Here is a 19,607-nt window from a genome sequence, read left to right as displayed (position 1 = left end):
GACCGGGAGTGCCCGGCCCGACCAGTTCGAATCCGGCTCAGGAGGCATCGTCCACGGGTCCGCCCCGCACCGCCAGGGCGGCGACCTGCCCGTAGCGGTTGAAGTTCACGTTCACGAAGGTCGGGTCGACCAGCGTCCGGGGCTCTCCTCGGACGACGTCGAGCTCGATTCGGGGGTCGAGCTCGTCGCAGTTCAGGGTGGCCGGGAGCAGGCCGTGCCGGGTCGCCAGCAGGCTGGCGATCAGTTCGATCGCCCCGCAGCCGCTGGCGGTGTTCGCGGTGTACCCCTTCAGGCCGACGACCGGGACGCCTGGACCGAACAGACGGGTGTAGGCCCGGGCCTCGGCCAGATCGGCCTCGACGGTCGACCAGCCGTGGGCGTTGATGTGTCCGATCTGGGACGGTTCGAGCCCGGCGTCCCGCAGCGCCGCCCGGATGGCGAGCTCCGTGCCTCGGCCTTCGGGGTGCAGTCCTCCCCGGGGATTGGCGTCGGAGGCGGAGCCGAAGCCGATCAGTTCGCCGTAGATGGTCGCGCCTCTTCTGCGGGCGTGCTCCAGCTCCTCGACGACGAGGATGCCGGCCCCCTCTCCCGGCACGACGCCGCAGCGGCGGACGTCGAACGGGCGGCAGGCGGCGGAGGGCTCTCCTTCCCAGCGGCAGTTGACGCCGTTGAGCTTCATCCGGATGAAGCTGAGGGGGTGGATCTTGGAGTCGGCTCCGCCGGTGATCATCACGTCGGCCTGCCCGCGCTGGATGATCCGGAAGGCCTCGCCGATGGCGGCGTTGGCCGCGGCCTCGCCCTGGGTGATCGTGTTGCTCGGTCCTCGGCAGTCGTTGAGGATCGAGATGTGGCAGGCGAGCATGTTCGGCAGGTACTTGAGCATCCAGAGCGGTTCGATCTCGGGGATGCCGGCCTTGCCGTAGGTTTCGAAGTCGAACGAGCCGTCTTCTCGGGTTGAGAGGTTGATCGCGGGGGCCAGTTCGTCGAGGTCCGAGGAGATCATCCCCGCCCCCAGGTCGATGCCGATGCGGGCGGGGTCGACCTGCCCGTCGAGCAGTTTCCCGTCGACCACGGCCAGCTCGGCTGCCGCCACGGCGAGCTGGATGTCCCTCGCCATGTACTTGAGGTTCTTCTGGAGGGCCTTGCGGTGCTTGTCGACGGCCAGGGCCTTCGGGGAGAAGTCCTTCACCTCGCCGGCCGCATCGCTGGGCAGGCCGTCGATGGGGAAGGCGTCCAGCCGGGAGACGCCGCCGCGTCCCTCGCGCAGCGCCGACCAGGTGGCCTCCGGGCCGATGCCGAGCGGGGAGATGATCCCCAGTCCGGTGATCACGACGCGACGTCTCGGAACGACCATGAGCAGGACTCGGAACAACGGGACGGGCCGGGAGCGGTTCGGGCGTCAGGTGCTGCGGCCGGGAGAAGGACCGGGGTGCTCGCCGGCCCGGAGACGGCTCGGGCCGGGGTCATTCGCTCGAGATCGTCAGCCCCTTGCCCGGCTCCGACGAGGAGGAGTCGACGACCTTGGCGTCGTGGTCGGCGTCGGGCCGCCCCGGCGCCGAGAGCTGCCGGGCCCGTTCCTGGGCCTTGGCCAAGTCAAGCACCCCGAGCAGCTGCTGCGTGAACACGAAATTCTTGGGCCCGAAGATCTGGTTCGACCGCGACTGGTCGAGGTGGGCGAAGACGATCTCGACGTCGGCCAGCAACTGGCCGTCGAGGAAGGCCTTCGCGTCGACCACGGCCCCCTCGCTCCGGAGATCCGTCAGCGTCACCTCGTAGACCAACTGGTCGCCGGCGCAGGCCACACCGAAGAACTCGGCCTTCGGGATCTTCGCCAGGACGACCTTCTCGGCGAACCCCTTGGCTTCGCCGACCAGGATCCCGCCGGTCTGCGCCAGCCCTTCGATGATCAGGGAGGCGGGCATGACGGGGTAGCCGGGGTAGTGGTCGTGCAAGTGTTCCTCGGCCAGGGTCAGGTTCTTGATCGCCTTGGCGAACTCACCGCTCCGGAACTCGAGGAACTTGTCGATCCAGATCCATCTCATGGCGGGGCCGAGGGCTAGGACGAAGGGCTCCCCGGGGAGTCGGCCCGGGGTCGGCCCCGACGCGGTGGTCGTCTCGAACCGGACCCGGACCCGACTCCGGGGCGGGGGGAACTGGCGAAGTCGGGGAGCACGACCGCCGGGAGGTGCGGCCGCCGCCAGGCCCTTACTTCGAGCCCTCGAGCTTGCCCGACACGTACTGGACCAGGGTCTCGACCGTGTACAGGTTCATCAGCTTGTCGACCTGGGGGTCCGCCTCGAACTCCGAGAGGTCGGCGAAGGGCATCCGCTGCTTGATCTCGCCGAGCCCCTTGGCGGTGAGCTTGCCGTTCTCGGTGAATTCGGGGTCGGAGATGTTCTCGGGGAACAGCTCGCCTCGGGGAATCTTGATCCCGAAGTTCCGCTCCAGGCGGAAGACGATATCGAGCAGGTCGATCGATTCGGCGCCGAGGTCGCCGAAGAGGGTCGCGTCCCGGGTGACGTCCTCCTCATCCACGCCCAGGGCGTCGACCAGCGTGGACTGGACCTTCTGGTAGATTTCGTCTTGGGTCGGCATGGTTCCCTCGATCTTGCCTGTCGAGTTGGGGGAGGTCCCGACGGGAACGGGGAGCCGGGACGTCCGGCCGAGACCCGGGCTCCGCGTCGCTTCGTGGGGGGGAGAATCAGCGTCGATCGGGCCGACCGCGGCCGCGATGAATCGAAGGGGTTACTCGGGGTAGGCCTCGGGCAAGCGCCCTATGATGCCGGTTTCCCCGAGTCTTTGCAACATCATCGGCCCCGCCGAATGGGGGACTGGAGCGGATCGGAGGCTCCGGCCGGGGTTCGACGGGCCGAGCCGGGTCAGTTGGGCTGCGGCGCGCCGATCGGACGGGCGTCGTCAGCGACCCCGTTCCGGAGCATCGCCTTGGCGCCGACCGACCCCTTCCGAAGGGTCGAGTACAGGTCTCGCAGCTGCTCAACGATCATCGCATCGGTGCGATGCAAGGCCGGGTCGCGTTCCCGGAGGTTGTACCGGGTGAGGGTGAACCGGCCGCCGACCATGACCTGGTCGTCGATCAGGCCCTTGCCCTTGAACTCGGTCTCCCGCTCCCCGTGGCTCACCAGCTCGACCTGGAGGACCAGCTGCCGGCCCGGCTCGACGAAGCTGCCGTACTTGATGGTGCGAGCCTTCTTCAGGAGGACCACGCTGTGGGCGAAGTCCTCCATGTCCCGGATCAGCCAGGCCCCCGCCTGCGTCAAGGCCTCGAGCATCAGCACCCCGGGCATCACGGGGAACCCGGGGAAGTGGTCGGCCAGGTACTCCTCGCCGAGCGAGAGGTTCTTGGCCGCCTCGATCCGACGGCCGGGATCGAGGTCGAGGATTCGATCAATGAGCACGAATCTCATGGATGCTTCTCAACGCAGGGGTTCGCCCGGTCATCCGATCGGAGCGTCGTGTCCAGGCCCGGCTCCAGGGGCCGACCTGAAGGGGTCGGGCCACTATAGCGGAGACCGTTTCGGCCCAACAAGACTATCCCCGTACATGACTTCGGGTTACTGTTGAATTACGGACAGTCTACCCCCGGCCGAGGGACGGTCAAATGGGAATCGGCCCCGGAGCCGGTTCCCGGGATGACCGGCTCCGCCCAACCCGTACGATCGGCGCCACCGGACCGAAGCCCCGATCCCTCTCGACCCAAGAGCGCCCGAACCCATGTTCGCACCTCTGTTCGTCTGTGCGCTGGCGATCGCGTCTCTGGATTCGCCGCCTCCCGATCCGCCGTCGGCCTGGACGGTGTCGGGGGAGTGGCTGGCCTTCTCGGTGGCCTTGCCGGGAGTCGGCCGGGCGTTCGAGACGATCCGGATCCTGCCCGATCGGCCGGGGGGCGATGCGGCGCCGAGGGGGGACGACCGCTCGATGTACCGGATCTGGGCGGTCCGGGTGGCGGACGGCAAGGCGGTCAAGGTGGCCGAGGGGCCCGGGGCGCTGTCCTCTCCGGCATGGGGGCCCGACGGCCGTTCCCTGGCCTTCGCCCGGGTCGTTTCGGATCGAGAGCCGGGCCCGGGCCGCTGGGAGGTCGTCGTCGGCTACGGCCAGGAGCAGGAGGTGGTGTTCTCGAGGACCCTGGCCGAGGGGGAGGCGGATGCCCTCCGCGACCGCTGGCCCGGCGAGGCGGTGGCCTGGGATCCGGTGGATCGGCTGATTGTTGTCCCCGGGCCGGATCGCCTCGGCCTCTCGATCATCGACCTCGACCGGCGGGAGGTCCGGCGGGAGATTCCGGGGGCCCGCCTCGCGTCGATCGCTCCGGCCGGCGGCCGGATCGCCTTCTACCGGGAGCGAGGGGATCGGTGGGAGCTGGTCCTCTCCCGAGTTGGCGGCTGGGAGGCGGACGACCGGCCGTTGGATCTGGTTGAGGCCCCCGTGCAGGCGCCGGTCTGGACCGCCGACGGCCGGGCGATCCTTTATCTTGAGCGGGGCTCCTCCGGCCCCGAGGGGATCCCGACGCAGTTGTCCTGCGTCCGGGTGGAGGGGGAGGCCTTCCCGGAGAAGATCAAGGAGGTTGAGGCCCCCCTGCTCTCTCAGGATCGGTTTCTCGGGGCGTATCTGACCGTCGGGGTGGACGGCATCGAGCAATACTATTCCGTCCTGTCCTCCAGCCGGCCATCCGCGCTGGCCCGACATCGGGGGAACCAGCCGTTCGACCGGGTCTTCCCCTTCCAGGGGCTCGGGAGGGTTGGCGCGCCGGTGCTCTCCCCCTCGGGGGATCGGATCGCCTTCCGGTTCTCGGGGGCGAAGGAGCGCCCCGGGACCGTCGTGGGCCTGATCGACACCGAGAGCAAGGAGGTGACCCCCCTCGCCCCCGCGATCGAGGAGACGGCGTGCTGGATCGCCGCCCTGGCCGAGGCGGCCGACCTGCCCGAGTCTCCCGCGGAGCGGCCGACGCTTCTCCCGTTCCCTGGCGACCTGGAGCGGAGCGGCCTCTCCCCGACTTCCTACAAGCGGCTCGGCGAGCTGGGCCGTCGCCTGACCGACGAGGTGATCCGGGCCCTGGGGGCCGACCCGAAGACCGAGCGCGCGACGCTGTTCTTTTCCTACCTGGCTGGCGACTATGAGGAGGCCGAGCGCTCCCTCTCGGTCTTGGCGTCGATCGATCCCGAGTCGGCCGACGCGTCCCTCCGGCTGCTCGGCCTGCGAGCCCAGCTTCGCCTCGCCCAGGGCCAGGACGCCGAGGCGAGGGAGATCCTCGAGTTCATCGAGGAGCAGGCCCAGGGCGACCGGGACGACCAGCCCCCCCGGGCCCGGGTCGAGCGCGACGGCCTGGGCCGCATGGTCGAGGAGCAACTTCCCCCCGAACATCCCTGGCTGCAGGCCCTTCAGCGGCTCCAAGCACGGAGCGGCGAGGAGCCTCCGGAGGAGGAGCCCTCGCCTCGCCCCGGCTCCGCCTCCCGAGTCGTCTCCCCGTTCGAGCGGCCCGCCACTCCCCGATCGATCGACCCGTCGCCCGAGCGTCGCCCTCCCGGGGCCAATCTTCCCTGAGGGCGGCTCAGGACGGGATTGGGAGCGGCCGTGGCAGCGGCGGTGTCAGAGCACCGTGAAGAGCACCAGCTGGGAGACCCGGAGCATCGCGGTCCGGTCCTCCGGAGTGATCGTCCCCTCCTCGATCGATCGGCTGATCCGATTCAGCATCCCCCGGATCAGGGCGCGTTGCGCCCCGGGGATTCCCAGCTCCTCCTGGTGCTCCAGCAGCAACTCGAAGACCCCCCGGATGGCGACCGCCTCGCCGATCCAGGGGGATCGCTCGGAGGTCCAGGCCGGCATCGTGTCGGCCGAGGCCGACCGGAGCACGACCCGACCGATGAGCGTGGTGGCCGAGGCCAGCTTCTCGAAGTCGATCGTCTGGGGCACATCGTCCGGGGTGTGGTAGACGGGGCTCTCGCCGGTTGAGAAGAAGAGGAACGGCACCTTGCGCTGGCGGAACGGGCCGTAGTCGCTCCGATCGATGACCAGCAGGTCGGCCCCAACCACCCCTACCGTCAGGGGGAGCCCCTCGGCGGCCTCGACCACCCAGGGGCGGAGCCCCGGGGCATGCTCGGTCCCCATCACGAACAGCGCGTCTCCGGCGATCCCCGCCAGGGACCTGCCGAGCATGTCCGCCGTCACGAACAGCCGGATCTGATCCAGCGGCACCGGAGGATGTTGCACGAAGTACCGGGAGCCGAGCAGGGCCTCTTCCTCCAGGTCGAAGAAGACGAAGAGGATCCCCCGCCCCGGCCGTTCGTCGCGATCGACCAGGCATCGGGCGACCTCCAGGACCATCGCCACGCCCGAGGCGTTGTCGTCGGCGCCCGGGAAGAGCCGGCCTCCCCTGATGCCGAGGTGGTCGTAGTGCGCCGAGAGGATGATCCACTCGTCGGTCCGCTCGGGATCGGCACCCGGCAGCATCGCGGCGATGTTCCGGCCCGATCGGTCCCCGGCGGTGAACTCCTGGTCGAACCGGTCGCCGAAGGCGGGATCGAGCCCCAGCCGTTGGAGCTGCCCGATCAGGTAGTCTCCCGCGGCCCTGCCCCCTGCCCCTCGGCGCCCCTCGAACTCGGGAGACGCGAGTTGGTAGACGATCTCGATTAGCCGATCCCGGTTGGGCTCGACCCCGGAGGAGACCGGCGGCGGTGGGGGGCAGAGCGAGCCCAGGATGAGGGGCAGGAGGGCGGGCATCATCGAGTCTCCTTCCTGAAGGGGAGCGGCTCGAACAGCCGCCGCCAACATCCCTACGAGCGTCCCGAAGCGAACCGGAGGGGGGAAAAAGGCCGGCCATCGGCCTCCAATCCGACGGCCGCCGGTCGATCATACTCGGGACTCTGTCGGAGTCGAACACGGAGGTGTCGCATGACTCGCAGGATGATGACCGGATCGGCGCTGCTGATCGGTTTGGTGCTCGGACTCGGGGCCTTCGCCACGCCGGCCCGGGCCCAGGACTGGACGACCTTCTACCACTGGCCGTATGTCCCTCCCCAGGTCCCGGGCAACGGCGTCCAGTCCAACCAGCTCTATGACGGCTGGTATCTCTACCCCCGGGAGATGCGGATCGTCCCGCAGATTCAGGGCCCCTACTACCGGAACTTCTACGGCGGCAAGAAGGTGCTTGGCCTCGACCGCCAGCCCCACTGGTTCCACGACTGGAGCCACAAGAAGAAGTACTACCAGGGCGCCCACTTCGCCCTGGACGTCTTCTGATCGGTTCGATCGCCCGGCGATCGATCGCTCCGGGGCGGGCCCGGGGGGCGTTGTGCCTCTCGGGCCCCTCCGCGTTTCCGGTCGGGAGCGGACGGGGAGAATCCCCTGGAGCTCAACCGGCGACCTTCAGGACCGACGCCAGGAACAGCAGCGCTGTCAGTCCCCCGGCCGCCCACAGGGCGAACCGGACCCCCTGGGAGAGCGGCTTGGCGGGCGTCTCCTGGAGGTACTGGGCGAACGGCTTGGCCGGGCGGGAGAGGATGGTGCCGGCGGGGGGCGATTGCTCGTCCTCGTCGAACAGGTCGTCTCGGGTCGGCATCGGGGCACCTCGAAAGATCGGGGAGGAACGTCCTCGGTCGATCGGACGGGGCCGAATCCGGCCGTCTCGTCAGGGGCGGGCCTCGAAGGCCCAGTCCCAGCTCCGGGGCTGGTCCCGGAACTCGTCGCCGAGCGGGAGGTTGGAGTCCCAGGGATAGAGGACCTTGTCGAGCCGGACGGAGCTGAACCCCGCCTTGCGGAGCCGGTAGGTCAGCTCGAACGACTGCCAGAACTTTTGCCGGAGGCCCTGGAAGGCGAAGCGGCCGAAGGCGAAGTCGTACAGGTGGTGCTCGGCCTGCTGGGAGGCAAGCCGGTCGGCCTCGGCGGGCGCGGTTCCCCGAGCTAGTTCCCGGTCGAGCAGGAGCATCGTCTGATACTGGATCGCGTCGATCGCGGGCACCACACCGAAGAAGACGCCCCCGGGGCGGAGAGTTCTCCGGATCGCCGCCAGCGACCGGTCGATGTCCCGGACGTCCGGCATCACGATCGAGTTGATCGCCACCGAGACATCGACGGCCCCCTCGAACTCGTCGAGCTGATCCATCGGCCGGACGAAGAACCGCACCCGGTCGGCCTCGGCCCCCAGGCGGGCCTTGGAGGCGTCGATCATCGCCGGCGCGAAGTCGACGGCGATCACCTCCTTGAACCTCGACAGCAGCGTCGGAAGCAGCGGTCCGGTCCCGCATCCCAGGTCGATGACCACCTTCGATCCGGCGTCGGGCAGCCGCTCGATCTCTTGGAGAATCGGGTTCTCGACCCCCGGCTCGAACGGGTCGAGGAACAGCTCGTCGTACTTCGTCGCGTGTCGGCTCCAGTGGCGCGACTGGGCCCTCGTCGTGGTGCTCGTCACTCGCGATGATCCTCGCACGCTTCGGCCCGGGGGAGAGGAGCCGGGCTCGGGGGCCAGAAGCTCGGAAGGCCATTCTACCCGATCCCGACACTCGGAACCGTACGACTTCGGACAGGACCTGGAGACCGGCTCCTCACGCCGAGGCTCCCCCCTGCGCGGCGACGGGAGGCCGCTCCCCCCGTTCCGCCGCCGGGAGGAGCAGGAGACGCCGATCCGACGGGTCGATTCCGGTCAGCCGGGCCAGCCCCACGAGGTCAAAGATCCCCGAATCCGAGTAGGCCCACGTCGCCAGCGACCGGCGATGGCGGACCCGCCTCGGCAGGCGTTCCCAGACCCGTCCCGCAAGCGGGTCGATCGGCCCGTCGGACTCGACCAGGACCCGGCATCCCTTGCAGAGCGCCTCGACGATCGCCTCGACCCTTGCGTCGGCGGGCTGGCCTCCGGCGCTCGATCTCGACAGCGCGATCGCGCCGGAGGGCAGCGCGTCGGAATCCGGCCCGAAGTCCTCTCGAAAGGCGGGCAGGAGCTGGAAGGGGTCGAACGCCGCCGTCGCGGCGGCCTTGGGTTGGAGGAACAGGGCGTGGAAGGCCACGGCGTCGGGCCGTCCCACGTCGTCGCTCCCGGGGGAGAACGGCCGCAAGACCATCCAGCAGCCGTCGGCCAGCCACCGAGAGACCAGCCCCCCCGGCGGACTCTCCCCTCTGCGGCGCTCTCCCAGCCGCTGGCACGCCTCCTTCATGCCAGCGACCCACTCGGGCCGGCATCCGGGGGAGCGCCCGAGCAAGTCGTATCCCCGATGCCAGAACGGGAAGCTGCCGTAGACGGCCTGCTCGAAGCCGATCTCGGGTCGGGTGAAGGGCCAGAATGGCATCGGAGCGTCGCCCTCGGGGTCCGGTCGGGAGCGCTCGTCCCGGGACGACGCTCACCTTGGGAGGCCTGGGCCGGCGGGGGCCATCCCGCGCCGGGTCGCGATCGGGAGATCGACGGCTGGCCCTTCGTGCCGGGTTCTCCTCCCCCTGCAATCGTCTGAGGTCCGCCCGCGTCCGCCGTCGCTCCGTCACCCGCCGGCCGTGCCCTCATCCTTCTCGTATTGCCGGGGAGGAGGAAGCCGGGGAAGCTCGAAGTCGGATCGGAATTCCAGCAGCACCTTTCCCTTGCTCCGGGAAGGCCGGACGGTGCCGTCGAGGACCCGCATCGCCAGCGGGTCGTCTCCGCTGCGGAGGGTGGCGACGGTTGAGTCGGACCAATCGTTGTCGATCAGTTGAATCACCACGTCGTCGCCGTACTTCCAGCGGATCGGGCGGGGGAAGGTGTAGTTCCAGACCGGCTCGGTCGAATTGGGGATGACCGGGGACGGCCCGTGTTTCTCTCCCGCGACGTAGAGCACCACACCGAGATCAGGACCTCCTCCGGAGAAGGTCTTGGTGAGGCTCGGGTCGACCTTCCCCCGGACGAGCGTGACGCGGTAGGTGTTCGGGCGGGTGATCTCCTCCCATCGGGCCAGGAACGACCGGGCGGCGGCGGCATACTGGCCTTCGGGGTTGGAGGAGAGGTAGTCTCGCAGGCGTCGGGCCACCTCGGCCAGGTCCCCCGGGTGGGACGACCAGTGGTCGAACGCCTGGCGATAGAGGTAGTCATCCCGCCTGCGCTCGATCCGGGAGATCGCCGCCTTGGCCTGCTCGACATACAACCCGCCCTCGGCGTGGTCGTGCAGATAATCCCGGTAGCGTCGGATCTGTTCCTCGAACCCGTGTTGGGGAGAGGCCTCCTCGAAGGCGACGGCCCGATCGAAGTCGCGCCGGTCGAGCCGCTCCAGCCAGTCGTCGATCAGGCCGCGGACCTCCTCCGCTCTCGGGCTGTCGGGGCGGGCCTCGAGAAAGGTGCGGGCGCGCTCGATCAGGTCGAGATAGTCGGGATCCGGCAGTCTCGCGTCGACGAGCCAGGCGTCGACGACCTCCCGGTCCCGACGGGCGGTCTGCTCGTCAAGCTCCTTGCGGATCAGGGAGGCCAGCTCGACCGCCTGGTCGGCGAACGGAGTGTCGGGGTCGTCTCGGAGGAACTGCTGGATCATCTCCAGGCGGTCTTCCGCCGGCTTGCTCGGGAGCAGGGCTTCGGCCCGAATCTCCTGCCATCGGCGCTCGGCCTCCCGGCGCCGGATGGCCGATTCGGCCTCCTCGATGGCCGGGAGGTGATCCGGAGCCGTCTCCTTCAGCGCGGCGAGCTCGCCGCGCAGCTCGTCCGGTTCGACGGTCCCGACCTCCGCCCTCAGCTTCGCCGAGGCGACCCGGGCCTCGTCCCTCCGGGTGCGGGCGATGCGGGATTCGTCCGGCCAGAACAGGGGCTGCGTCGGGTGCCAGGCCAGGAACTCCTCCCAGCGCCGGGCGACCTCCGGGGGCGGATGCCCCTGCCGTTCGTAATTCGAGGCGAGGTAGAACCCCGCCGCGTCGTAGACCGCCAACCCGGCCACCAGGGCGACCAGCGCCCCGATCGCCCGGAACGCCCCCCGAATCACGCTCCGGCGGCGGAGCGCTCGGAGGCGACGGCGGTACTCGATCAGCTTCGGAGAATTCGGGTAACGCTTCCGGAACGCCGACACGCATCGGCCAAGCCGTCCGGCGTCCTTTGGCGAGAGGTCCCAGATCCATTCCAGCAGTTCCCGGTCGGTCGCCTCCACCTGCTCGACCAGCCAGAGCAGCGGGCCGTCCAGCCCCATCGGCTCCAGGTGGTCCGGAGGGGAGCCGTCGGCAGGGGCGTTCGTCCCGTAGGAGCTGACGGCGAAGACGGCGCTTCTCGGCGCATGAGAGGCCAGGGCGTGCCTCGTCATCCCGAACCGAGCCTCGACGATCTCCTCGGCCCGATCCGGCGGCGGCCCCCCCGCCGCGAGCACTCGGTCGTACTTCGTCAGAAGCAGGGCCACCGGCCGGCCGACCATCGTATCGTCCGAGGCGCCGATGTAGCGCTCCAGCAGGTGCTCCACCTCTTGCTGCCGCCTCCGGCGCTCCGCCGGGTCGTCGGAGCCGACGGCCTCCAGGCAGAGCAGCACGGCGTCGCAGTCGGCGAAGAACTCCAGGATCGAGGCGTCCGAGCCCAGGGCGACGTGCTCCCCCTGGTAGTCCTTCACGATCAGGTCGATCCGGGCCGGGCCCCGGTAGAGCCGCAGTTCCAGGTCGGTTTCGGTCAGGGTGCCGGCGGGGGGCTCTCCGGCCTCGATCCGGGCGATCTTGTCGGCCAGGTATTCCGCTCCCCGAGCACCGACGGCCGCCAGCCGGATGCCCGGCACGCCGCCGGCCGATGCTTCTCGGTAGAACATCGCCAGCAGGGTCGTCTTGCCGACGGCGCGGTGACCGAACAGCGCGATCCGCTTCGGGCCGGTCAGGCGGCGCTCCAGGGCGTCGAGATCGGGGGAGCGGCGGGCGGACATGGCTCGATTCCGAGGGGCGAACCCGGGTGAGAGTGCAATTCGGGAGGATTGTCGGGCGGGCGCCCCGGGCCTCGAGGCCGATGATCGGCCGAACCTCCTCGGGACGCCCCGCTTGGATCGAAGCGAGGGGGCCCGCCCGATGCCGGGATCAGGAGGACCGGACCGTCGCCCTCAGGCCTCGGCCGACCATCCGGAACGGGAGCGTGAGCCAACGGACCGGCAGGCCGAGGATCACGAGGAAGGCCGCCGCCGCCACGATCCCGGCGGCGATCAGGGCCGTCCACTTCAGCACGGCGCCTCCCAGACCGAGGACTCCCAGGCGATCGGCCAGCGATCGCTCCAGTCCCCGGGCCGCTCCGGAGCCGACGGCCCCGGCCAGGTCGATCCCGGCCTCGGCGAACTTGGCGACGGCATACTCGGTGATCCGCCCCGCCGAGTCGACGAACCGATCCGGGTCGGCCAGGAACAGGCCGAGCACGCCGGCCGCGGCGAGCTTCCGCTTGTGCCGCAGCACCGTGCCCACGTAGAACTCCCAGCCCGACCGGCCCGACTTGCGCAGCACGTTGACCGCCTCGGGCCCCTCTCGGACGATCACCTCGGCCACGTCGTCGCCGTAGACGCGAACGGCGGTCATCCCCTCGACACCGAGCTTCCGGATCATCTCCGGGGCCCGATCCGGGAAGCGCCGGGAGATCCGCTCGGCCGCCTCCCCCATGCGGAGGACCAGCCGCTTCTCGGCCGGGGCGAGGGCCCGGAAGGTCCGGGACAGCTCGGGATCGGCCTGCCCGACCATGCGGTTGAAGCGCAGGTCGAGCGCCGCGTCGGCCACCTCGTCGGCCGGCTTGCCGGCCAGCGCGATCGCGTCCGACCGTCTTGCGAGCGACGACAGCCCCTGCTCGGCCGACTCCTCGAAGAGCCGGCCGGAGACTCGGCCCGAACGGGCCAGTTCGGGGTCGGACGCCTTGACGACGCGATGGACCACGTCTTCCAGCCAGCCGACTTTGTTCGCCGAGGCGGCCTGGGGCAGGGCCAGGATCGCCACGGCCAGCAGCGCGGCCCGAGCGATGGTGCGGTTCCGAATCATCCGATCAAGCCCTCGCAGTTCGCCTTGGCATGCCCCGGGGCAGCCCCTCGGCTGGGCCCGGGTCGATGTGGGGGAGTCTCAACGGAACGTCCGGTGCCAACAGGGTCATCTCCCCGAGGCCGATGCGGTCGGCAGCGGCCTCCGGGACGCAAGGTGCTCCTCCATCTTGTGGATCGCCCCCAGGCCGACCGCGGCCTGGGCCGCCTCGAAGACCAGGTACTTCAGCCCTCGATCGGGGGGGATTCGACGCACGACCAGGGCCCCGTCCTTCAGGAATCGGAGCGGCTCCCAGCGCGTCAGGCGGAGGCCCGCCTGCCTGCCGTAGGGGCGGGCCAGTTCGGTCGCCTCGCGGAGGCTGAGGCGGGAGAGCGCCTCGGGAGTGTGGCGGAGCGTCTCGTACAGGCCTCCCGAGGCCCGGACGATCCACCAGCGGGCGGCTCGGGCCGCCGCGTCGGAGGCCTCGCCGGCGGCCTCCCGGGCGGCGAGCCGACCGGCGACCTCGGCGGTTTCCTCGGCCGCTTCCCGGCCCGTCCGCTTGATCGCCCCTCGGGCGGCCGCCTTCAGCTCCGATCGAGCCACCTCGAAGGCGACCGCTCCGTGAGGCTGCAGGGACATCAGGCTCAAGGCGTCGGCGATGACAAACGCGGCGTCGACCGCCGCCCAGGCGTACTCCCCCCGGGTCGGGGAGTACCCCTGTCGGGCGACGTTCCCCAGGTGCAGCAGGTCGTACAGCGGAAGAAACTCGTAATAGGCCGTGTCGGCCGATGCCAGCTCCTCGACCCGAGCGAGGCCGTCCTCCCGGATCCGGGCGATCATCGCCTGGCCGCTTTCCCCCGAGAAGGAGGTCATGGCGTAGGAGATCCACTCCAGCGTCGAACGATCGTCCTTCTCCTGGAGCCTCGCCAGGTCTTCGGGGGAGGCGTCGGCGCGAGCGACCGGGGGAATCACCCCCGGGCCGTGGCGCCGGAGGATGTCGCGGAATCCCTCGTGGTTGGCGTATTTCGTCAGCATCGCCAGCGCGGCCGGGCCGTACTCGGCGATCGCCTCGACGGCCTCCTGGCGGTCACTGATGTTGTGGTAATGGTCGTAGGAGACGGTGGCGGCGTCCGGGCCGACCCGGCGCAAGGCCCGCTCGGCGGCCTGGCCGTGGTCGGCGATCAGCCGAAGGCCGGAGGGACTGCCGCCGACCTCGGGCACAAGGTTCACCGCGGCGACGTGCCGCAACTCCCCGGCGATCGCCTCGGGGGAACGGCTCCGGAGCCGCTCGGCGACGTAGTCCTCATTCACCCGGAGCACGATCAGCGCCTGGTCCAGCGGGATCGCGTCCCGGAGGGCCAGGAGCACCGTCCCGAAGCGGTGGACGGTGGCGAATCCCTCCAGGCCTTGCAGCCGGAAGGCGTCCAGCGCGAGATCGCCATACAGGTCGATCGTCCGGACGGCCGAGGAGAGGTCGGTGCTCCCCTCGGCCAGGTCGATGCACATCAGGACGGCCAGCGCCTGGCCGAGCCGGTCCTGGTCTCCCTCCCAGCGGTCGATCAGCGCGGTGACGCCCGAGGGGTCGCTCAGGATCAAAGGCAAGGCGGACGGGTAGGCGGCCGAGGCCCGCCGCTGGCGGGTGTTGAGCCGGGAGATGGCGGTGATCAGAACCTTGCGGTCGGTCGCGTCCGATCGTTTCAGGCCGAAGTACTCCCGCCAGTTCAAGAGGATCTCGGCCGCGGCGTCGTCGTCCACGAGGGAGGCCAGTCGCCGGAAGTCCTCCGAGGCGTGCTCGTAGAGGTAGAGCGCCTCCAGGTCGAGCCGGTCCAGGAGTTGCAGCCCCCGCAGGCCGTCCGTCCGCTCGACGAGGATCGCGTTGCGGCCAAATCGGTCGAGGACCCGATCGACCAGCTCGAGGTGTTCGGGGTAAGTCGCCCGGATCCGCTCCTCGATCCGCGATCGCTCGTCGCCGGCCGGCTCGGTGGGGACGGCCGGGCGATCGGGGCCGCCGTTGCGGGCCGAGACGTCGGCGCGCTTCGTGCCAAGCTTCAGCAGCACGCCGAGCGAACCGAGCAGGGCCGCAATCGCGATGATTCGCTTCATGGTCAACTGGCCTCGATCCTCAAGGGACCGCCCGGGCAACGGGGGCCCGTCGTTCTATGCCCTTTTCGGGGAACAAGTTGCGAATCGCATGCCAAGCCCGTCGCTGCCCGAGCCCTCGCCCCGGCTGACCGGGGGGATCGCCAGTCTCCCGAGAGCCCGCCGGGTCGTCAATCCGAGCTGATGGGCTGGTTCGCCGGGGGATGGATGGGCCTGAAGGGTGGTCTCGTTATACTTTCGACGTGCGCGGGTTGTTCGCCTTACACTTCGCCTCGCCGTCGCTGGCGATCGCCCGACACGGTTTGGGCGTCCCGAGCTCCTGCCGCAAGGCATTCGCCCCCCGGCCTCGGCCATTCCGAACCCGATCCCTGTTGCGAGAGGTCTTCCCGTGCGGATCGATCCCGATGAACCTCTGGCCGGCGTGAGGACCAAGATTGTGGCGACCGTGGGGCCCTCCTCGAGCGACCCCCGGGTGCTCGACCGACTGCTCGGGGCCGGGGTCGACGTGTTTCGCCTGAACTTCTCCCATGGTACGCACGAGGAGCATTCGGCGACCCTCCAGGATATCCGACGAGTCGCCCAGGAGCGGGATCGCGAGGTGGGCGTCCTGATGGATCTGGGGGGGCCGAAGATCCGGCTTGGAGAGCTTCCCGGCGGCGTGCTCGAGTGCCCGATCGACGCGACCTTCACCCTGGTCCGGGAGCCCAGCGGGGCTGAGAACGAGCTGACGAGCACCTATCCCGATCTCGCCGATGACCTTACGATCGGCGACCCGGTCCTGTTCGCCGACGGCACCGTGGGGATGGAGGTTGTCGACCACTCCCCGGGGAGGGTGACGCTCCGGGTGGTCCTGCCCGGCCCGATCCGGTCCCGGCAGGGGATCAACGTCCCGGGGACGGGCCTGAGCCTCCCGTCGCTCACCGAGAAGGACCTCGCCGACCTCGACTGGGCCGCTCGCAACGCGGTCGACTTCATCGCCCTCTCCTTCGTCCGGTCGGGAGCCGACCTGACCCGGCTCCGGCAGGAGCTGGACGCCCGGGGGATTCGCGCCAAGGTCGTCGCCAAGATCGAGAAGCCGCAGGCGGTGGACGACCTGGCGGCGATCCTCGCCCTGACGGACGTGGTGATGGTCGCCCGGGGGGATCTTGGCGTCGAGGTCGACGTGGCCCGGGTCCCCTCGATCCAGCGAACGATCCTCCGGGAGGCCCACAAGGCCCGGGTGCCGGTGATCATCGCCACGCAGATGCTCACCAGCATGGAACGGTCCAGCCGCCCGACTCGGGCCGAGGCGAGCGACGTCTACAACGCGGCCGTTGACGGCGCCGACGCCGTCATGCTGTCCGGCGAGACGGCGATCGGCGAGTTTCCCGTCGAGGCCGTCCGGACGATGAGCCGGATCCTGGCCGAAGCCGAACGGACGGCTCCTGCGGCCCCGCCTCCCAACGGGCAGGGCTCCGCTGGCCGGGTCGGCTGGATCTCTCCGATCACCGAGGCGGTCGTCGAGTCCGCCAGCCTGGCCTGCCATCGGCTCAACGCCGCTTTGCTCGTCGTGGCGACCCGATCCGGCCGATCCGCCCTGGCCGTCTCGATGCAGCGCAACCGGACGCCGACGATCGCCCTGGCGCAGACCCCCGAGGTGGCTCGCCAGCTCGCCCTGCTCTGGGGGGTCGTTCCTCGGACCTCCCCGCTGCCGGCGGGAGAGATCGACGGCGCGGTCGATCACGCCCTCTGCTGGGGAGCGCGGCACGGGCTGGTCAACGGGGGGGATCGCGTCGTGATCCTCCGGGGATTCTTCCCCGATCATCCGACGCACAACACGATGGTTGTCCGGGAGATCGAGCGGTCCGACGGATGATTGCCCGGCCAGGGCCTCAGGAGCCCGCCGTCGCGTCCTGTTCCTCGGGGTCCCTGGCCGGCGCCCGATAGCGGAGCCGGGGGCTCTCGATGGTGACGGTCGTGTACGGCTCGACGCTCCGGGTGATCCAGACCGACGAGCCGATGACCGCGTGGTGGCCGATCACGGTCTCGCCCCCCAGGATCGTCGCGTTGGCGTAGATCACCACGTGGTCTTCTAGCGTCGGGTGCCGCTTCCGGTCTCGGACGATCTCCCCGTTTTCGTCCTTTGGGAAGCTGAGGGCGCCGAGCGTGACGCCCTGATACAGCTTCACGTTCTGGCCGATTTCCGTCGTCTCGCCGACCACGACGCCGGTGCCGTGGTCGATGAACAGCCGGCGGCCGATCCGGGCGCCGGGGTGGATGTCGATGCCGGTCTTCGAGTGAGCGTACTCGGTCATCATCCGGGGGATCAGCGGCACGCCGAGGCGGTGCAAGGTATGGGCGACTCGATAGACCGTCACCGCCGCCACGCCCGGGTAGCAGAAGATGATTTCGTCGAACGCCTTCGCCGCCGGATCGCCGTCGAAGGCCGCGGCCACGTCGTCGGCCAGCACGTCGCGCAGCTCGGGCACGGCTTCCAGGAATTCGAGCGTGATCTGCTCGGCCTTCGCCTGCTGGTCCGAACTGGGTTGCTCCCCGTCGCAGTCGAGCCGGCGAAGGGCGCGGCTGATCTGGTCGGCAAGGCGGTCGTAGAGGCCGTCGATCAGGTCGCCGACGTGATACGAGACGTTTCGCATCGAGAGGTTCTGCCGGCGGCCGAAGCCCGGATAGAGGATCTCCCGCAGGTCGACGAGGATCTCGGTGACCTCCCGGTAGCTCGGCAAACAGGGATGACCCAGGTGGTTGATGCCGCCGGACCGCTCATAGGTGCCGACGATCCGCTCCGTGAGGGCGGGGAGGCGGTCCTTCAGGCGGGGGTCGCTAGCCATCGGTCGCTCGTCTTGTGAGTCCGGGGCGGATCGGGAAGGGGCCCGTCCGCAGATTGTACGGGCCAGCTCCCCGGGCGTCCAAGGGAGGGGGAACGCTTCTCCTGGAGGAGCAGGCCTGGTATTCTCGGAGGCCTCCCCTTGATCCATGCGCTGAACGCCTCGGAGGATGCGACCGATGACGCCCGGGTCGCTCCTGCTCCGGACGATCTGCCTGGCCGCGATGGCCGTCTGGTTCGGGGGCTTCACCTTCTACGCCGGGGCCGTCGTGCCGATCCTCCACGACGAATTCGACAGCCTCACCGGCTCGGCCGTCACCCGCCGAGCGACCGACGTGTTGAACCTGGTCGGCCTGGCGACGCTAGGGATCTGGTGGTTCTGGGCCGGCTCGTCGCGTCCTCTGGGGCATCGCCCCTGGCGGTTGGCCCGGCTGCTCCTTCTGCTCACCAGCTCGGCCCTCCTGCTCGCGCTGGTTGCCATGCACGAGGTGATGGATCGCCACCTGGAGGAGGTCGGCCTCCGCGGCTTTTATCCCTGGCACCGGGCGTACCTGATCGTGAGCACGGCGCAGTGGGCGGCCAATCTCGCCCTGCTGGGGGCGGCCGTCCGTCTGATGGCGGCTCGCCCTGGGCCCGAGCCCACCCGCTTCCCGATGATCGTCGAAGCCCGGCCGCTGGCCGGCGGCGGAGTGCCTGACCGATGAGCCGACACGAGCTTCACCGGCCCTCGACCGACCCCACCCCGATCTTCGAGTTGTTCCGGGGCAATTTCGCCACCGAGTTGCTCACCGCCGCGGTCGCCCACTTCGACGTCTTCGGCCGCCTCTCTCGCGGGCCGATGGCCGCCGACGACCTCCGCCTCGCCCTGAAGCTGGCCGAGCGGCCGGCCGTCGTGCTTTTCACCGCGCTTCGGGCGATGGGACTGCTGTGCCGCGACGATCAGGGGCGTCTCTCGCTCACCGAGCTGGCCCGGGAGCACCTCGTCCCCGGCGGCCCGTTCGATGTGGGCGGCTATATCGGCCTGGCGGCGAGGAGCCCCGGCGTGCGGGAGATGGTCGATCGGCTCCGTTCCAACCACCCGAACCCGTCCGGGTCGGCGACCGAGGAGGGGGTGGCCTTCGTCTACCGGGAGGGGCTCGATTCGGCCATGGAGCGCGAGTCGTCCGCCCGGTCGCTCACCCTGTCGCTCGCCGGCCGGGCCCGGAACGTCGCTCCGATCCTGGCCGAAACCTACCCGCTGCCCGAGTGCCGGACCCTGCTCGACGTCGGTGGGGGCTCCGGGCTATATAGCATCGCCTACCTCCAGCGGCACCCGGACCTGACCGCGATCGTCTGGGACCGCCCCGAGGTCCTCAAGGTCGCCCTCGAACTGGCCGAGGAACTGGGCGTCGCCGACCGCCTGGAGTGCCGATCGGGCGACATGTTCACCGACCCGGTCCCCCACGGCTCCGACGTCGTGCTGCTCTCGAACATCCTCCACGACTGGGACGTGCCGGAATGCCGGACGCTCCTCTCCCGCCTGGCCGAAGCCCTCTCCCCCGGCCGCCGGCTTCTGATCCACGATGTGTTCCTGAACGACGAGATGGACGGCCCCCTGCCGATCGCCCTCTACTCGGCCTCCTTGTTCTCCCTGACCGAGGGTCGTGCCTACAGCGCCGCCGAGTACCGGGAGATGCTGACCGACGCCGGCTTCGAGCCGGGCGAGGTGGTGCCGACGCTGGTCCATTGCGGGGTCCTGCCGGCCGTCCGATCCTCCTGAGGCGACCGCCCCGGGGGGAACTGGCCT

Annotated in this window: 17 protein-coding genes; 5 read left to right on the top strand and 12 right to left on the bottom strand. The window is 70.0% G+C overall.

Annotation, left to right across the window (positions count from 1 at the left end):
• Positions 1 to 37: 37 nt before the first annotated feature.
• The 4 genes from TsocGM_RS07230 to TsocGM_RS07215 form a co-directional block, all read right to left on the bottom strand.
• On the bottom strand, positions 38 to 1,354 hold the full coding sequence (locus tag TsocGM_RS07230) for a beta-ketoacyl-[acyl-carrier-protein] synthase family protein (protein ID WP_126724629.1): 1,317 nt from the start codon (positions 1,352 to 1,354) through the stop codon (positions 38 to 40).
• A gap of 109 nt (positions 1,355 to 1,463) precedes the next feature.
• Positions 1,464 to 2,042 (bottom strand): 3-hydroxyacyl-ACP dehydratase FabZ family protein, encoded by a 579-nt coding sequence (locus TsocGM_RS07225; protein ID WP_233578522.1) that lies wholly within the window; start codon positions 2,040 to 2,042, stop codon positions 1,464 to 1,466.
• A 163-nt stretch (positions 2,043 to 2,205) separates the two neighbouring features.
• Entirely contained in the window at positions 2,206 to 2,595 is a 390-nt protein-coding gene (locus tag TsocGM_RS07220; protein WP_126724628.1) for an acyl carrier protein, read from the bottom strand.
• Between the two features lie 284 nt (positions 2,596 to 2,879).
• Positions 2,880 to 3,425, bottom strand: a complete 546-nt coding sequence (locus TsocGM_RS07215; protein ID WP_126724627.1) for a 3-hydroxyacyl-ACP dehydratase FabZ family protein — start codon at positions 3,423 to 3,425, stop codon at positions 2,880 to 2,882.
• A gap of 307 nt (positions 3,426 to 3,732) precedes the next feature.
• Here TsocGM_RS07215 and TsocGM_RS07210 point away from each other — a divergent pair, with 307 nt between their 5' ends.
• Positions 3,733 to 5,556, top strand: coding sequence for a tetratricopeptide repeat protein (locus TsocGM_RS07210; protein ID WP_126724626.1), 1,824 nt, complete (start codon positions 3,733 to 3,735; stop codon positions 5,554 to 5,556).
• Positions 5,557 to 5,601: 45 nt separating this feature from the next.
• Here TsocGM_RS07210 and TsocGM_RS07205 read toward each other — a convergent pair whose 3' ends face one another.
• Positions 5,602 to 6,735 carry a M28 family metallopeptidase gene (locus TsocGM_RS07205; RefSeq protein WP_158633413.1) on the bottom strand — a complete coding sequence of 378 codons (1,134 nt, stop codon included), beginning with the start codon at positions 6,733 to 6,735 and terminating at the stop codon, positions 5,602 to 5,604.
• 168 nt (positions 6,736 to 6,903) lie between these two features.
• On the opposite strand from TsocGM_RS07205, the gene TsocGM_RS07200 reads away from it, so the two are divergent.
• The gene (locus TsocGM_RS07200) at positions 6,904 to 7,251 is read left to right on the top strand and encodes a hypothetical protein (protein WP_126724624.1); all 348 of its coding nucleotides are present in this window, start codon (positions 6,904 to 6,906) and stop codon (positions 7,249 to 7,251) included.
• A gap of 112 nt (positions 7,252 to 7,363) precedes the next feature.
• On the opposite strand, the gene TsocGM_RS07195 is transcribed toward TsocGM_RS07200, so the two are convergent.
• From TsocGM_RS07195 to TsocGM_RS07170, 6 genes are all read right to left on the bottom strand, one after another.
• The gene (locus TsocGM_RS07195; protein WP_126724623.1) at positions 7,364 to 7,570 is read right to left on the bottom strand and encodes a hypothetical protein; all 207 of its coding nucleotides are present in this window, start codon (positions 7,568 to 7,570) and stop codon (positions 7,364 to 7,366) included.
• Between the two features lie 69 nt (positions 7,571 to 7,639).
• Entirely contained in the window at positions 7,640 to 8,419 is a 780-nt protein-coding gene (locus TsocGM_RS07190; RefSeq protein ID WP_126724622.1) for a class I SAM-dependent methyltransferase, read from the bottom strand.
• A 133-nt stretch (positions 8,420 to 8,552) separates the two neighbouring features.
• Positions 8,553 to 9,290 (bottom strand): hypothetical protein, encoded by a 738-nt coding sequence (locus TsocGM_RS07185; protein ID WP_126724621.1) that lies wholly within the window; start codon positions 9,288 to 9,290, stop codon positions 8,553 to 8,555.
• Between the two features lie 186 nt (positions 9,291 to 9,476).
• Positions 9,477 to 11,840, bottom strand: a complete 2,364-nt coding sequence (locus TsocGM_RS07180) for a TRAFAC clade GTPase domain-containing protein (RefSeq protein WP_126724620.1) — start codon at positions 11,838 to 11,840, stop codon at positions 9,477 to 9,479.
• A gap of 148 nt (positions 11,841 to 11,988) precedes the next feature.
• Positions 11,989 to 12,924 carry a hypothetical protein gene (locus TsocGM_RS25880; protein WP_158633412.1) on the bottom strand — a complete coding sequence of 312 codons (936 nt, stop codon included), beginning with the start codon at positions 12,922 to 12,924 and terminating at the stop codon, positions 11,989 to 11,991.
• Between the two features lie 105 nt (positions 12,925 to 13,029).
• Positions 13,030 to 15,003 (bottom strand): hypothetical protein, encoded by a 1,974-nt coding sequence (locus tag TsocGM_RS07170; RefSeq protein ID WP_126724656.1) that lies wholly within the window; start codon positions 15,001 to 15,003, stop codon positions 13,030 to 13,032.
• A 385-nt stretch (positions 15,004 to 15,388) separates the two neighbouring features.
• Here TsocGM_RS07170 and pyk point away from each other — a divergent pair, with 385 nt between their 5' ends.
• On the top strand, positions 15,389 to 16,855 hold the full coding sequence (gene pyk / locus TsocGM_RS07165) for a pyruvate kinase (protein ID WP_126724619.1): 1,467 nt from the start codon (positions 15,389 to 15,391) through the stop codon (positions 16,853 to 16,855).
• Positions 16,856 to 16,871: 16 nt separating this feature from the next.
• Here the strand turns inward: pyk and epsC are convergent, their stop codons facing one another.
• The gene (gene epsC / locus TsocGM_RS07160) at positions 16,872 to 17,825 is read right to left on the bottom strand and encodes a serine O-acetyltransferase EpsC (RefSeq protein WP_126724618.1); all 954 of its coding nucleotides are present in this window, start codon (positions 17,823 to 17,825) and stop codon (positions 16,872 to 16,874) included.
• A 175-nt stretch (positions 17,826 to 18,000) separates the two neighbouring features.
• Here epsC and TsocGM_RS07155 point away from each other — a divergent pair, with 175 nt between their 5' ends.
• Both TsocGM_RS07155 and TsocGM_RS07150 read left to right on the top strand, forming a co-directional pair.
• Positions 18,001 to 18,525 (top strand): hypothetical protein, encoded by a 525-nt coding sequence (locus TsocGM_RS07155; RefSeq protein ID WP_126724617.1) that lies wholly within the window; start codon positions 18,001 to 18,003, stop codon positions 18,523 to 18,525.
• Positions 18,522 to 19,580: a methyltransferase gene (locus TsocGM_RS07150; RefSeq protein WP_126724616.1), complete on the top strand. Its 1,059-nt coding sequence runs from the start codon at positions 18,522 to 18,524 to the stop codon at positions 19,578 to 19,580. Before TsocGM_RS07155 ends, TsocGM_RS07150 begins: the two co-directional genes overlap by 4 nt.
• Positions 19,581 to 19,607 lie beyond the last annotated feature (27 nt).

This window comes from Tautonia sociabilis (genome assembly GCF_003977685.1).
Lineage (GTDB): Bacteria > Planctomycetota > Planctomycetia > Isosphaerales > Isosphaeraceae > Tautonia > Tautonia sociabilis.
The sequence above is the reverse complement of the archived record's forward strand: the minus strand, read 5'-3'. Positions and strand labels throughout refer to the sequence as shown.